The sequence below is a fragment of the Variovorax monticola genome, assembly GCF_051216855.1.
Classification (GTDB): Bacteria; Pseudomonadota; Gammaproteobacteria; order Burkholderiales; family Burkholderiaceae_C; genus Variovorax.
On record NZ_JBPJZP010000001.1, the window covers coordinates 61241 to 74137 of the forward strand.

At 68.1% G+C, this 12897-nt stretch carries 12 protein-coding genes; 3 read left to right on the forward strand and 9 right to left on the reverse strand.

The genetic code is table 11. The annotated features are described in order from the left end of the window. Positions 1 to 135 precede the first annotated feature (135 nt). Together ACSFA5_RS00265 and ACSFA5_RS00270 are read right to left on the reverse strand one after the other, a co-directional pair. Entirely contained in the window at positions 136 to 333 is a 198-nt protein-coding gene (locus ACSFA5_RS00265; protein ID WP_435441997.1) for a hypothetical protein, read from the reverse strand. 379 nt (positions 334 to 712) lie between these two features. Then, positions 713 to 1108: a Slp family lipoprotein gene (locus tag ACSFA5_RS00270; RefSeq protein WP_435441998.1), complete on the reverse strand. Its 396-nt coding sequence runs from the start codon at positions 1106 to 1108 to the stop codon at positions 713 to 715. Between the two features lie 351 nt (positions 1109 to 1459). Between ACSFA5_RS00270 and ACSFA5_RS00275 the strand changes: the two genes are divergently transcribed. Then, on the forward strand, positions 1460 to 1921 hold the full coding sequence (locus ACSFA5_RS00275; protein ID WP_435441999.1) for a low molecular weight protein-tyrosine-phosphatase: 462 nt from the start codon (positions 1460 to 1462) through the stop codon (positions 1919 to 1921). 31 nt (positions 1922 to 1952) lie between these two features. Here the strand turns inward: ACSFA5_RS00275 and ACSFA5_RS00280 are convergent, their stop codons facing one another. The 7 genes from ACSFA5_RS00280 to ACSFA5_RS00310 form a co-directional block, all read right to left on the reverse strand. After that, positions 1953 to 2372, reverse strand: coding sequence for an acyl-CoA thioesterase (locus tag ACSFA5_RS00280; RefSeq protein ID WP_435442000.1), 420 nt, complete (start codon positions 2370 to 2372; stop codon positions 1953 to 1955). Continuing rightward, the gene (locus ACSFA5_RS00285; RefSeq protein ID WP_435442001.1) at positions 2372 to 3673 is read right to left on the reverse strand and encodes a TRAP transporter large permease; all 1302 of its coding nucleotides are present in this window, start codon (positions 3671 to 3673) and stop codon (positions 2372 to 2374) included. The genes ACSFA5_RS00280 and ACSFA5_RS00285 overlap by 1 nt, the downstream gene beginning before the upstream one ends. Then, entirely contained in the window at positions 3670 to 4194 is a 525-nt protein-coding gene (locus ACSFA5_RS00290) for a TRAP transporter small permease (protein ID WP_435442002.1), read from the reverse strand. The genes ACSFA5_RS00285 and ACSFA5_RS00290 overlap by 4 nt, the downstream gene beginning before the upstream one ends. A 67-nt stretch (positions 4195 to 4261) precedes the next feature. After that, a complete protein-coding gene (locus tag ACSFA5_RS00295; RefSeq protein ID WP_435442003.1) occupies positions 4262 to 5314 on the reverse strand; it encodes a TRAP transporter substrate-binding protein in 1053 nt (350 codons plus the stop codon). Between the two features lie 37 nt (positions 5315 to 5351). Then, a complete protein-coding gene (locus ACSFA5_RS00300; protein ID WP_435442004.1) occupies positions 5352 to 6602 on the reverse strand; it encodes an alpha-hydroxy acid oxidase in 1251 nt (416 codons plus the stop codon). Between the two features lie 16 nt (positions 6603 to 6618). Next, complete coding sequence (locus ACSFA5_RS00305) at positions 6619 to 8247, reverse strand: indolepyruvate oxidoreductase subunit beta family protein (protein WP_435442005.1); 1629 nt, start codon at positions 8245 to 8247, stop codon at positions 6619 to 6621. A gap of 153 nt (positions 8248 to 8400) precedes the next feature. Continuing rightward, the gene (locus ACSFA5_RS00310; protein ID WP_435442006.1) at positions 8401 to 10560 is read right to left on the reverse strand and encodes a thiamine pyrophosphate-dependent enzyme; all 2160 of its coding nucleotides are present in this window, start codon (positions 10558 to 10560) and stop codon (positions 8401 to 8403) included. 100 nt (positions 10561 to 10660) lie between these two features. Between ACSFA5_RS00310 and ACSFA5_RS00315 the strand changes: the two genes are divergently transcribed. Continuing rightward, positions 10661 to 11581, forward strand: a complete 921-nt coding sequence (locus ACSFA5_RS00315) for a LysR family transcriptional regulator (RefSeq protein ID WP_435442007.1) — start codon at positions 10661 to 10663, stop codon at positions 11579 to 11581. Between the two features lie 55 nt (positions 11582 to 11636). Beyond that, entirely contained in the window at positions 11637 to 12890 is a 1254-nt protein-coding gene (locus tag ACSFA5_RS00320; protein WP_435442008.1) for an NRAMP family divalent metal transporter, read from the forward strand. Positions 12891 to 12897: the final 7 nt, after the last annotated feature.

Consider the following 12897-nt stretch of genomic DNA (forward strand, 5'->3'; position numbering starts at 1 on the left):
CCTTGCGAAGCGCGGCGGCGGGCCGCGTGGTTGCAATCGATCGAAGCGAAGGGGGCGCGCTACGGCGCCAATGAGAGGCGGGATCCATCGTGTGCTCCTGTGCTGTGCGAATCTAAAAAGAGAGGCGCGGCCGGCTCAGCGGCGTGTGCCGTGGGCGGGCTGGAGCACCAGGAAGCTGCGGATGCGCCGCGTGGTCCACAGCGCCGCGGCCTGGTCCAGCGCGGTGTCGGCGGCCGGTGCCTCTGCAGTCGCCGCGGGCGCACCGTTCGGCACGTGTGCCGAGGCGCGAACGAGTGGTTCGTGAGGCTGACGACGAAGATGAAAGTGACGCATGGCAAGGCTCCTTCGCGTTGAAGGAGCCTCGCGCACGGACGCACGCAAGCTGACTTGAAAAGTCAGTGACGAGAACGACGGATTTCGGAAGGGGGAGCACCGCTTGCCGCAATGGGCAAGAGGGTCACGCTGCGTGCACCAAGGCCACACAGCGCGGGAAGCCTGCGCTAGAGAGCCTGGGGTGTCACGCCTGCCGAGGCACGCGTCTTGTCACTGATCCAACTGGCACTGTCCACGCACGAGGCTCCGAAATGAAGATTGCCGATTGTTGCACCGCGGCATGCGACGCGTCAACCTTGAGATGGTTGCCTGCGATGTGGAAAGGGGCGTTGTCGTGACGGATTCTTCGGCCGCGGACATCTCGCCCGACATCGAACCGTCAGTCCTTCTGCGGTTGGAGGTAGCCCGCGTAGCACTCGGGGCTTTTCTCGCTGCCCTGCACGCAGTCCGAGTGCCTGAACAGCGCATCGATCTCGATCACGGGGACCGGCTTGCCCACCAGAACTTGCTGCCCGTCCACGCGGCCGTCGAAGGTCACCAGGCTGAACTGGGTCACCAGAGCCCGGTCGTAGGGCCCCGCGCCACAGGCGATGAACTGCTGCGCGTTCCCGGGCCACTGCAGCACGCCCAGCGCATCGAAAGTGGCGTGCAGCAGGGTGAAACACTGGCGCCCGCCTTCTTGCGCATCGATGGCATTGATGCCACCGCTCCAGCGCACGCGCGCGCCCTGCGTCCCGGATGCCAATGCCTGGGCCGGCGAGAGGGTGGGCTCCATGTTTTCAGGTGTGCGCCCAGGTCGATTGGCTTCGCGATCTGCAACGCGCGCTGGCGGTTGCGTCGCAGTCTTGTCGCCGTCGGAAGGCGCGGCGCAGGCCGCCAGCAGGACGGTGGCACAGAGCATGGCGGTGAGGTGTCGAGCTTGATGAAGGGACATGGGTCCATCGTAGCGTCGCGATGTGCTGTGCGCTGCGCGCAGGACCGCTGTCTCCATGACATGTGCTCAGGCATCATTCGGCGCGGCAGGGACGCATGCGCAATCGATGGATTTCTTTGGAGCGCGGTGCATCGTTCAGCTTGCTCCAGAGCCCGTCGAAGATCATCCGAGTCTTGTTCGCACATGAAAAAAATGACAGTCTTGTTCGTCTGCACCGGCAATATCTGCCGCTCCCCTACAGCCCACACCTTGCTCATGCACAAGGCCCGTGCCGCAAGCTTCGCCATCGAAGTCGACAGCGCCGCCATCTCCGACGAAGAGCGCGGCAACCCTCCCGACCGCCGCTCCGTCGTGGAGGCCAAGCGCCGCGGCATCGAGATGCACGCCCATGCTGCGCGCCAGGTTCGCAAGGCCGACTTCGAACACTTCGACCTGCTCATCGGCATGACGGCCCAGCATTGCGCCGCGCTGCGTCGGCTTGCGCCCAAGGGCACCGAGCACAAGATCCACCTCTTCACCGAGTTCGCCGACGGCATCGAGGGCGACGTGCCCGACCCCTGGTACGGCGGCCAGCAGGACTTCATCGAGGTTTTCGACCTGATCGATCACGGCGTCGACGGCTTGCTCGCCAAGCTGCAAGCCGGAGCGCACTGACGCGCCCGCAGGGCGGCCCGTGGTCGGGGCCTTACTCGCAGAGCACCCGAACCGAAGCCGGAATCGCCACCGCCCGAATGCCGCCGCCTTCGCGCTTCGCCGCGAAGATGCGCACCTCTTCGCACTCGAGGATCAGGTCTTCCCCCCGCGTCACGCGGTAGGTTTGAACGAAGCTCTTGTCGCGCCACTCGGTGATGCGCACCGCGATGTGCAGCGTGTCGCCATAGCTCGCCGTCTTCACGAAGCGCGTGTGCGTGTCCACCAGCGGCGTGCCGATCACGCCCAGCGTCTCGGTCGTCTCTTCCCAGCGCGGCACGCCGCACTCGGCAAAGAAGTGCCGCGACGCCGCATCGATCCAGCGGAAGAAGTTGGGAAACCAGACGATGCCGGCGGGGTCGCAGTCGCCGAACTCGACGCGCGCGATATAGGTGATTTCTTTGTGGGTGCTCATCAGCCCATTTTCGTCGGCAGCCACAAGGCAATGATGGGAAAGGCGATCAGGATCACCAGGCGCACGATGTCGGTCACGATGAACGGCAGCACGCCCTTGAAGATGGTGGTGAAGCTCACGTCCTTCACCACGCTCTTGATGACGAACACGTTCATTCCCACCGGCGGATGAATGAGCCCCAGCTCCACCGTCATCACGATGATCACGCCGAACCAGATGGGGTCGAACCCCAGGTGCACGATCACCGGGTAGATGATGGGCACGGTCAGGATGATCATCGCCATCGCATCCATCAGGCAGCCGAGCACCAGGTACATCAGCATGATGAGCGCCAGCACGCCGTAGCGCCCGATGCCCAGGCCGGTGAGCATCTCGGTCAGCTTCTGCGGGCTCTGCGTGATGGTCAGAAAGTAGCCGAACAGCAACGCGCCGATCAGCACGGTGAACACCGCCGCCGCCGTGCGCGTGGCCGACAGCAGCGCCTCGCGGATCTTCGGGCCGTCCAGCTTGCGCCGCACCAGCCCGAGGATGAACGCGCCGCTCGCGCCCACCCCGCCCGCCTCGGTCGGCGTGAAGAAGCCGCCGTACAGCCCGCCGATGACGAACACGAACAGCACCAGCGGCGCCCACACGTTCTTCAGGTCCTTGATGCGTTCCGACCAGGGCTTGACCTCGCCGCCGGGCAGCCAGTCGGGCCGCAGCTTGACGATGATCGCGATGGTCATCACGTACATCGCCATGGCCAGGATGCCCGGCACGATGCCCGCCATGAAGAGCTTGCCGATGTCCTGCTGCGTGAGGATGGCGTAGACCGCCAGCACGGTCGAGGGCGGCAATATCGCACCCAGCGTGCCACCCGCGGCAATGACGCCGGTGGAGAACGACTGCGGGTAGTTGAAGCGCCGCATCTCCGGGTACGCCACGGCAGAGAACGTGGCGGCCGTGGCCACCGACGAGCCGCAGATGGCCGCGAAGCCGCCGCAGGCGATGACCGTGGCCACGCCCAGCCCGCCGCGCAGGTGGCCGATCATGGAGTTGGCGGCCTTGAAGAGTTCGCGGCTCACGCCCGACACCGACACCAGCGCGCCCATCAGCATGAACATCGGGATCACGCCGAAGGTGTAGTCGGTCACTGTGCGCATGGAGGTCTGGCCGACCAGCTTCAGCGCCGGGCCGGGCCCCACCAGGTAGCTGTAGCCGACCACACCCACCAGGCCCATCGCCATGCCTACGGGCACGCGCAACAGCATCAAGACAAAAAGGGCGACAAAGCCCAGCACTGCCACTGCATCGGGGCTCATTCGTCGGCTTTCTGTTCTGCGTGAACTTCTTCGAGTTGTTCGGGATGAAAGATCAGCCGGTACGTGCGAATGGCAATGAGCAGCACCGCGCACACGTCGCCGGCCCAGGCCACGGCATAGAAGGGCCACGTCGGAATGTTGAGGTCGTAGGTCTGCACGTTGTCGACGTAGGTGCCGCGCACCTTGTCGAACAGCATGGCGGTCTGCACCGCCACCACGAACAGCAGCACCAGCGTGGCGAACACGTCGATGACGCGCTTCATGCGCGGCCCCGCCGCGGTCCAGACCAGGTCGACCGTGATGTGCCCGCCGCGGTAGCTGGTGGCCGCGATGCCCCAGAAGATCAGGATGCCCAGCAGCATGCGGCCGAAGTCGTAGGCGTCGGGAATGGAGGCGTCGAAGAACTTGCGCAGCACCACGGCCACGAAGATGTTGAGCGCGACGATGCCCACGAAGATGGCGGCGAGCCATTCGATCGTGTTGATCGCGCGGTCCATGTAGCTGGCTGAGCGTGTCGCCATGGGTCTGCGTCTTTCCTGTCTTTCCTGAAAAAAGCCCCGCCCGATGTGTCAGGCGGGGCGCGGGCGATCAGAGGGCGGACTTGTACTTGACGAGGCTGGCCTTCAGCGCATCCATCACGGCCTTCGGGTCTTCCCCGACCTTCTTCACGCTCTCGGCCCATTGCGCTTCCGATGGCGCGGCGGCCTTGCGCCATGCGTCGAGCTGCTCCGGCGTGAGCTTGTAGATCTCGTGGCCCGGCAGCGCGGCCATCTTGGCGTGGCCCGCGAACTCGAAGTCGGCCCACGGCGCGGCCACCTTCTGCGCCCACTCGCTGGTGCAGTGGTCGTCGATGACCTTCTTCTGCGTCACGGACATGGCGTCGTACTTGCTCTTGTTCATGACCCATACGAAGGGCGTGACGTACAGCGGCGCGTCCATGTGGTACTTCACCACCTTGTCGATGCCGAACAGGCCGATGGAGCCCCACGGGAAGGTGATGGCGTCGGCCACGCCGCGCTCCAGCATGTCGCGCGACTCGGGCGCCGAGGCCTGCACGTTGGTGCCGCCCAGCGAGGTGATGAGCTGGCCCACGGTGCTGGTGGCCGGGCGCACCTTCATGCCCTTGATGTCGGTGGGCACGGTGATCTTCTTGCGTGCGTGGAAGGTGCCGGGGTCGTGTACGAACGCGAAGCAGTACTTCACGTCCTTCATCTCCTTGGCCGCGTAGTTGCGGTACCAGGCGTCGATGGCGGCCGAGCCTTCCTTGCCGTTGGCGAACAGGAAGGGCAGCGACGCACCCGCCATCACCGGGAAGCGGCCCGGCTGGTAGCCGGGGTTCACGTAAGAGAAATCGGCGATGCCGTCGCGCGCCATGTCGTAGTGGTCGAAGGCCTTGCCGAGCTGCTCCGAAGGAAACAGGATCGCGGTGAGGGTGCCGCCCGATTCCTTCTTGATGTCGTCGGCCCACGCCTGCAGCGCGGGGTTGAGCGGGTGCTGCGCGGGCACCCAGCTCGACAGCTTGAGCTGCACGGGCTTGTCCTGCGCCTGCGCGGCGGGCATGCCGAGCAAGAGTGCGGTGCTGGCCGCCATCAGGGCCAGGGCGGGGAGCCGGGTACGGCGGGGGTGGTGGGCGGTTGTCATGGTCTCCTTCGTTATGTGTTTGAACTGGTTGCGCAATCTAGGCAGTCGCGCGTACCGGGTATATGGAGGGTTTCCCGAGCGTGTTTTCCTTGAGGCCGGCGGCAGCGGCGGCTTGTTCGGAAGGCGAACGGAATTCGGGCCGGTCGACGTGGCGCGCGCCCAGTTCATGGACGTGCGCAGCACCCAGCAAGGTCATCGTGCGTTCGGTCTCCTGCGCGAGCAGTTGCAGCACCGAGAGCACGCCTTGCCGGCCGTCGCAGGCCAGCCCGTAGACCGGTGCGCGGCCGACCAGCGCGGCGCGCGCGCCGAGCGCCAGCGCCTTCACGACGTCGCTGCCGCGCCGGATGCCGCCGTCCACCAGCACGGGAATGCGACCGTCGACCGCGTCGACGATGCGCGGCAGGGCGGCGATGCTGGCCGGTGCCGCATCGAGTTGCCGGCCCCCGTGGTTGGAGACCACGATGCCATCGGCGCCGTGGCGCACCGCGCGCTTCGCGTCTTCCGCGCCCAGCAAGCCCTTGATGAGCAACGGCCCGTCCCACAGCTTGCGCAGCCAGCCCAGGCTGTCCCAGGTCAGCGTGCGGTCCATGGTGCGCGAGAGCAGGGCGGCCTGGGTCTGCGCGGAGACGGCCGCACCGTCGCCATCGTCTTCGCTGGGCAGCAGGTTCGCGAACTGCGGCATGCCGCTGCGGGCCAGCCGCAGCAACCACGCAGGATGCCGCGCCATGTCGAGCACAGTGCCCGGTGTGAGCCGCATCGGCACGCGAAAGCCGTGGCGCAGGTCGCGCTCGCGCAAGCCGCCGACCGGCACGTCCACCGTCAGCACCAGCGCCTCGAAGCCGGCGGCACGCGCGCGCCGCACGACGCGCTCGGCAATTGCGCGCTCGCCCATCACGTAGAGCTGCATCCACAGCGTGGCGTCGGGTGCGGCGGTGCGCACGTCCTCGATGCGGGTGTTCGAGGCGGTCGAGAGAATGAACGGCACGCGCGCGGCTTGCGCGGCGCTGGCGAGCAAGGCATCCGCGCCCGGACGCACCAGGCCCGCCAGCCCGATGGGCGCGATGGCGAAGGGCGCGTTCCAGCGGCGCCCGAAGAGTTCGATGCCGATGTCCATGGCGCTGGTGTCGCGCAGGCATTCCGGCACCAGCGGCAGCGCCTGCAGCGCGTCGCGGTTGCGCTGGAGGCAGCGCTCGTCTTCCGCGCCACCGTCGACGTAGTCGAACACCAGGCGCGGCAGCACTTGCCGCGCGCGGCGCCGGTAGTCTTCGACATTGAGCAACTGCGTCATCGCGGGCTGCTCCGTGTCAGGCGCCGCCGGTGGGCTTGCGCTTCATCCAGCGGATGGGCTGGGCCTTGACCGGGCGGGCAGGCGCGCCGTGTTCGACCAGTGCGGCGTCCAGCGCACGGCCGGCATCGTCGGCCAGCGCGGCGGTGCGTGCGGCGGCCACGGCCTGCGCGCGTTCGGCGGGCGCCACGCCGGGTCGCGCGGCGAGGTGGTCGGTCATGTGCAGCAGGGTCTCCTTGCCGCGCTCGTTGGTGCTGCCGTAGCCCTTGATGAGCCGGCCGCACAGCGCCAGTTCGTGTCCCAGCGCCCATGCGTCGCGGGTGCCCGCTTCCACGGCGGCAAGCCAGCGGTCGATCAGCGCCTGCTCCTCGGCGAAGCGGCTGCCGCGACGGCGCAGCCAGCGCAGCGACGCCAGCATGCGCAACGACGCCATGCCGATCACCGAATGGCTGCCCACCTTCAGCGGCAGCGCCCAGGGGGCCAGGCCGCGCGCCTGCCGGCCGCGGTCCCATGCCGTCACGCGGCGCGACAGGCCGGGCGGCAGCAGCGCGGCAAACTCCGCGGCGCCGGGCTTGAAATGGTCGTAGACCTTCACGATGTCGTCGTCGCCCGCGCGCACCTCGGTGCGCACGCGCTGTGCGCGGCTCGCGCGGCCCTTGAGTGCGGCCACCCGCACGATGTCGTCGAAGGCCATCCACAGCGCGAGCCAGCGCGCGGCTTCGCGGGTGATGGCGAAGCCTTGCGCGCCGGCCGGGTCGGCGGCGCGCTCGGCGTCGAGCACGCGACCCAGGCGTTGCGCGTACAGCGCGGCGTAGGCGGCGTCCTGATAGTCGAGCACGCGCGCATGGCCCAGCGTGAGCATGTCGTGCACGGCCGACGGAAAGCGCTGCGCCAGTTCGGCGGGCAGGGCGTTCGCGGGCGGCGGCGCGTCGTTCGTGTCGCCGGCCAGCACGCTGCTGACGAAGGCGGCCTGCGCACGCGGCGCGCTCACCGCGTCGAAGGCGGCCGCAAAACCGCGCAGGCTGGCCGCGGCCATCTTGTTGAGCTTCTCGGGCGCGCTGGTGTCGCCGCCGCGCACCACATGCTCGTACGCCTCGCGCGGAAACGGAAACAGCCCGCTGCCCGCGACGGCGCCCAGCATCACCGCGCTGACCACCGTGCCGGCGTCGCGCGACATCGCGTTCATGTCGAACACATGGTGCTCGCGGCTGAAGGCCTTCACCACGTCGAGCAGGCGCTGCGCGTCGGCGCGGCCGTCGCCGGGCTCCATGCGCTCGGCCGTCGTGAGGATGCGCGCCGACGAGCTGATGACCAGCGTGCGCAGCGGCGCGCTCATGCCGTTGCCGACCTGGCGCGCGGTTTCCAGCAGCTCCGACGACACGATCGCATCGAGGGTGCCCGGCACCGGGCTCAGGCTGAACACCGGGCGCTTGCCGCCGAGCTGCGCGAGCGGCACCGGAAACACCTCGAGGTAGTAGGTGGTGGCGCCGGTGCGCTGCGCCACGCCGGGGATCGACGTGCTCTGCGAGGCGTAGCCGGCATGGCGGGCGATGTCGACCAGCCATTCGGTGAGCACGCCGCCGCCTTCGCCGCCGAGGGCGCAGATGAGGAGGGTGATGGGGCGGGTTTGGTTCGTGGTCAGGCTCATGGGGTCACTTCTGTTCTCGGCTGTTGCTCCCTCTCCCCTTGGGGAGAGGGCGGGGGTGAGGGCCGACGGCGATGGCAGAGGCGGCGCACGCGCAAAGGCCCACACCCTCACCCCAACCCTCTCCCCAAGGGGAGAGGGAGCAAGAGGTGGCGTTCATGTGGTTTGCATGACGCGAACCACAGCGCCACGCACACCATTCAGCAGCCGTTCATGCCACTTCGCGTTCTGCACCACCTCGGCCCGGTAGAAGCTGGGGCACAGCGTGGCCGCATGCGCGTTCTCGCCGCACAGGCCGCAACCCACGCAGCCGTCGATCACGGTCGCCACCGGGTCCACCTTCAGCGGATCGGGGTTGTCCTTGAGCGTGAGCGTGGGGCAGCCCGACAGGCGGATGCAGGCGTGGTCGCCGTTGCACACGTCCTCGTCCACGCCGTACTTCACACGCACCACGCGCTCGCCCTTTTTCAGCAGCCCGGCAATCCACGGCTTGATGCGGCGCTGCCGCTCCAGCTGGCATTCGCCTTCCGCAATTACCACCTTCAGGCCGTTGAAGTCGCTGGTGAGCGCCTCGGTCAGCGTCTTGCGCATGCGCTCCACGTCGTAGGTGGTCACGGTGCGCAGCCATTTCACGCCCAGGCCCTTGAGCGTGTCCTCGATGGTCTGGTTCTTGTCGACCAGGCTCTGCTGCTTGTCGACGGCACGCTCCTTCGTTTCGTCGTCGGGCGTGGAGATGATGTCCTGCGTGCCGGTGGCCGAGGTGTAGCCGTTCTTGAAGATCAGCAGCACCGCGTCGTCGTCGTTGAAGAGGGCGCTCTGCACCCCGGTGAGCAGCCCGTTGTGCCAGAAGCCCCCGTCGCCCATGATCGACAGCGTGCGGCGGTTCATCATCGGCGCCACGCCCGCGCGGCTCGCGAGGCTCATGCCGTAGCCGAGGATCGAGTGGCCCATCGAGAAGGGCTCGAAGGTGCCGAAGGCATGGCAGCCGATGTCGGCCGCGATGTGCACCGGCCCCGTCTCCTGCTGCGCCAGCTTCAGCGCCGAGAACACCGGCCGCTCCGGACAGCCGATGCAAAAGCTCGGCGGCCGGTTGGGCAGCGGTGCGCTCAGCTGGCGGGCCACCGCCTGGCGGCGCTCGCGGTTGCCGGTCAGCCAGGCCTGCGCGGAGGCCGACGCATCGCCGGCCGCGATGTACTTCGCGGCAAAGGCGCCGATGCCGCCGGACAGCACCTCGACGCCGTACTCGCCGGCCGCCGGCAGCACGTCTTTGCCGTGCAGCGGCGTCTGGATGTCGCGCCGGCGCAGCAGCGTGGCGATGTCCTGCTCGATGTACTCGGGCTGGCCCTCTTCCACCACCAGCACCGCGCGCTTGCCCACGCAGAAGTCGGCGACCTGCTCGGGTACCAGCGGGTAGGTCGCGTTGAGCACGAGGATGGCGATGTCGGTGTCGCCGAAGGCGTCCGCCAGGCCTTGCTGCTGCAGGCTGCGGACCAGCGCGTTGTACAGGCCGCCCTGCACCACGATGCCCAGGTCCGGGTAGCGTCGGCCCGGCATCAGTTCGTTCAGCCCGTTCTCCACGATGTAGCGCCGCGCCGCCGGAATGCGCTCGTCGCCCTTGAGCTTTTCGTGGCGGAAGGTGACGGGCGGGTGCGCGAGCCGCATGTAGTCGAAGCCGGCCGGCTCCGTCATCGGGGCGCGGGTCGACACCGCCGGTGCGATGTTGTCCTTGCACTCGAAGCTGCCGCGCACGTGGCAGGTGCGAATGCGCAGCTCCATCAGGCAGGGCATGTTGGACGCTTCGGACAGGCGAAAGCCTTCCTCGACCATGCGCACCATCACGCCCAGGTCGGGCCGCGGATCGAGCAGGCACATGCTCGACTTGAGCGCATAGGCATGCGTGCGCTCCTGGATCACGCTGGCACCTTCGCCGTAGTCCTCGCCGACCACCACCAGCACGCCGCCGGTCACGCCGGGCGACGACAGGTTCGACAGCGCATCGGCCGCCACGTTGGTGCCGACGATCGACTTCCAGGTGACCGCGCCGCGCAGCGGGTAGTGGATGGACGCGCCGAGCATCGCCGCGGCCGAGGCCTCGTTGGAGCAGGCCTCCACGTGCACGCCCAGTTCGTCCATGTAGGCCTTGCCCTGGACCATCACGTCCAGCAGGTGCGACACCGGCGCGCCCTGGTAGCCGCCGACGTAGGCCACGCCCGACTGCAGCAGGCCCTTGGTGATCGCGAGGATGCCCTCGCCGTGGAAGGTGTCGCCGGCGCCCAGGCGCAGCATTTCCACTTCCTTGCTGAATGAAACTTCCATCGTGTCTCGTTGTTGTTGTTCGGCCCCAGGGAGGGAGCAGGGACAGGCGAGTGTGGTCATGCACGCGCCATACTTCAATAAAATAATCCGGCTATCCAATATGAAATCTGTGCATATCGACGCAGTCGACCTCAACCTGCTGCGGCTGTTCGATGCGGTCTATCGCACCCGCAACGTGAGCCGCGCGGCCGAGGCGCTGGGCCTCACGCAGCCGGCGGCCAGCCACGGGCTCACGCGGCTGCGGCTGCTGCTGGGCGATGCGCTGTTCACGCGCAGCCCCGGCGGCGTGGCGCCCACGCCGCGCGCCGAGCGGCTGGCGGTGCCGGTGCAGTCGGCGCTGGCTACGCTGCAGCAGGCGCTGAGCGAGCCCGAGCGCTTCGAGCCGGCGGCCTCGCGCAAGCTGTTTCGCATCCACATGAGCGACATCGGCGAGGGGCGCTTCCTGCCGGCGCTGATGGCGCGGCTGCGCGAGCTGGCGCCGGGCGTGCGCGTGGAGACCATGCCGCTGGCCACGGGCGAGATCGCCACCGCGCTGGACAGCGGCAAGGTCGACTTCGCCTTCGGTTTCCTGCCCCGCGTGAAGGACACCCAGCGCATCCAGCTGCTGCGCGACCGCTACATCGTGCTGCTGCGCCGCGACCACCCCTTCGTGAAGCGGCGCCGCAGCGGGCAGGCACTGCTCGAGGCCCTGCAGGAGCTCGACTACGTGGCCGTGCGCACGCACGCCGACACCCTGCGCATCCTGCAGCTGCTGAACCTGGAAGACCGGCTTCGCCTGACGACCGAGCACTTCATGGTGCTGCCGGCCATCGTGCGCGCCACCGACCTGGCGGTGGTGATGCCGCGCAACATCGCGCGCGGCTTTGCCGAGGACGGCCACTACGCCATCGTGGAGCCGCCCTTTCCGCTGCGCGACTTCACCGTGTCGCTGCACTGGAGCAAGCGCTTCGAGGCCGATCCGGGCAACCGTTGGCTGCGACAGGTCATCGCGGCCTTGTTCTCGGACAAGGCGAAAGCATGAACCGGCGCGCGGTTCATGTACAGGTCAGGCTCGGCATGCAACCATCGGAGCGAACATGAAAAAACGCATCCCCTCCTTCCTGCGCCACGTCGGCCCCGGCGTGGTCACCGGCGCGGCCGACGACGACCCGTCGGGCATTGCGACCTACACGCAGGCCGGGGCGCAGTTCGGCACCGGGCTGCTGTGGACCGTGTTCCTGTCGCTGCCTTTCATGGTGGCCATCCAGCTGGTGTCGGCGCGCATCGGCCGGGTCACGGGCAAGGGCGTGGCGGCCAACCTGCGCGAGCACATGCCGCGCAGCTTTTTGATCGTGCTGGTGGCGTTGCTGGTGGTGGCCAACACCATCAACATCGCGGCCGACATCGCGGCCATGGGCGAGGCGCTGCAGCTGGTGGTGGGCGGCGGGGCGCACTTCCATTCGCTGGTGTTCGGCGTGGTCACGGTGCTGCTGCAGGTGTTCGTGCCGTACCGCAAGCTGGCGCACATCCTCAAGTGGCTCACGCTCACGCTGTTTGCGTACGTGGCGGCGGTGTTCGTGGTGCAGGTCGAGTGGGCACATGTGCTGCACGACCTGGTGGTGCCCAAGCTGCAGTGGAGCGGAGACTACTGGATGATGATCGTGGCGCTGCTGGGCACCACCATCTCGCCCTATCTTTTCTTCTGGCAGGCCTCGCAAGAGGTGGAAGAGCTTCGCCTGAAGGGCGGGCAGCGCGGCACCGACGTGCAGGTGCGGCGCGACCTGAAGCGCGTGCGGCTGGACACCTGGGTGGGCATGACTTTTTCCAACCTCATCGCCTTCTTCGTGATGGTGGTGGGCGCCTCGGTGCTGTTTTCGGCCGGCGTGCACGACGTGACCTCCGCCGCGCAGGCGGCCGAGGCGCTGCGCCCGCTGGCCGGCGACTTCGCGTTCTGGCTGTTCGCCGGCGGCATCATCGCCACCGGCCTGCTGGCGGTGCCCGTGCTGGCGTCTTCGGCGGCCTACGCGGTGGCCGAGGCCTTCGGCTGGGAAGAAGGGCTGGAGCGGCACTGGCGCGAGGCCAAGGAGTTCTACGGAATCATCGCCGTGGCCACGCTGGTGGGCACCGCGCTGGACTTCACGCCCATCGACCCCATGAAGGCGCTCTACTGGAGCGCGGTCATCAACGGCGTGGTGGCCGTGCCGATCATGGCGGCGATGATGATCCTGGTCACGCGCGAGAAGGTGATGGGCGTGTTCACCTCGGGCCGGCGCACCCGCTGGCTCGGTTGGGGCGGCACCGCGCTGATGGGCTTCGCGGCGCTGATGATGGGGTGGGACCTGGTGCGCTGAGGGCGGT

What these genes read in the sequence shown, in the direction of transcription:
- ACSFA5_RS00270 (WP_435441998.1), bottom strand. Translation starts at nt 1,108, where the DNA reads ATGGAGCCCACCCTCTCGCCGGCCCAGGCATTGGCATCCGGGACGCAG.
- ACSFA5_RS00315 (WP_435442007.1), top strand. Translation starts at nt 10,661, where the DNA reads ATGAAATCTGTGCATATCGACGCAGTCGACCTCAACCTGCTGCGGCTG.
- ACSFA5_RS00265 (WP_435441997.1), bottom strand. Translation starts at nt 333, where the DNA reads ATGCGTCACTTTCATCTTCGTCGTCAGCCTCACGAACCACTCGTTCGC.
- ACSFA5_RS00275 (WP_435441999.1), top strand. Translation starts at nt 1,460, where the DNA reads ATGACAGTCTTGTTCGTCTGCACCGGCAATATCTGCCGCTCCCCTACA.
- ACSFA5_RS00295 (WP_435442003.1), bottom strand. Translation starts at nt 5,314, where the DNA reads ATGACAACCGCCCACCACCCCCGCCGTACCCGGCTCCCCGCCCTGGCC.
- ACSFA5_RS00305 (WP_435442005.1), bottom strand. Translation starts at nt 8,247, where the DNA reads ATGAGCCTGACCACGAACCAAACCCGCCCCATCACCCTCCTCATCTGC.
- ACSFA5_RS00280 (WP_435442000.1), bottom strand. Translation starts at nt 2,372, where the DNA reads ATGAGCACCCACAAAGAAATCACCTATATCGCGCGCGTCGAGTTCGGC.
- ACSFA5_RS00285 (WP_435442001.1), bottom strand. Translation starts at nt 3,673, where the DNA reads ATGAGCCCCGATGCAGTGGCAGTGCTGGGCTTTGTCGCCCTTTTTGTC.
- ACSFA5_RS00290 (WP_435442002.1), bottom strand. Translation starts at nt 4,194, where the DNA reads ATGGCGACACGCTCAGCCAGCTACATGGACCGCGCGATCAACACGATC.
- ACSFA5_RS00320 (WP_435442008.1), top strand. Translation starts at nt 11,637, where the DNA reads ATGAAAAAACGCATCCCCTCCTTCCTGCGCCACGTCGGCCCCGGCGTG.
- ACSFA5_RS00310 (WP_435442006.1), bottom strand. Translation starts at nt 10,560, where the DNA reads ATGGAAGTTTCATTCAGCAAGGAAGTGGAAATGCTGCGCCTGGGCGCC.
- ACSFA5_RS00300 (WP_435442004.1), bottom strand. Translation starts at nt 6,602, where the DNA reads ATGACGCAGTTGCTCAATGTCGAAGACTACCGGCGCCGCGCGCGGCAA.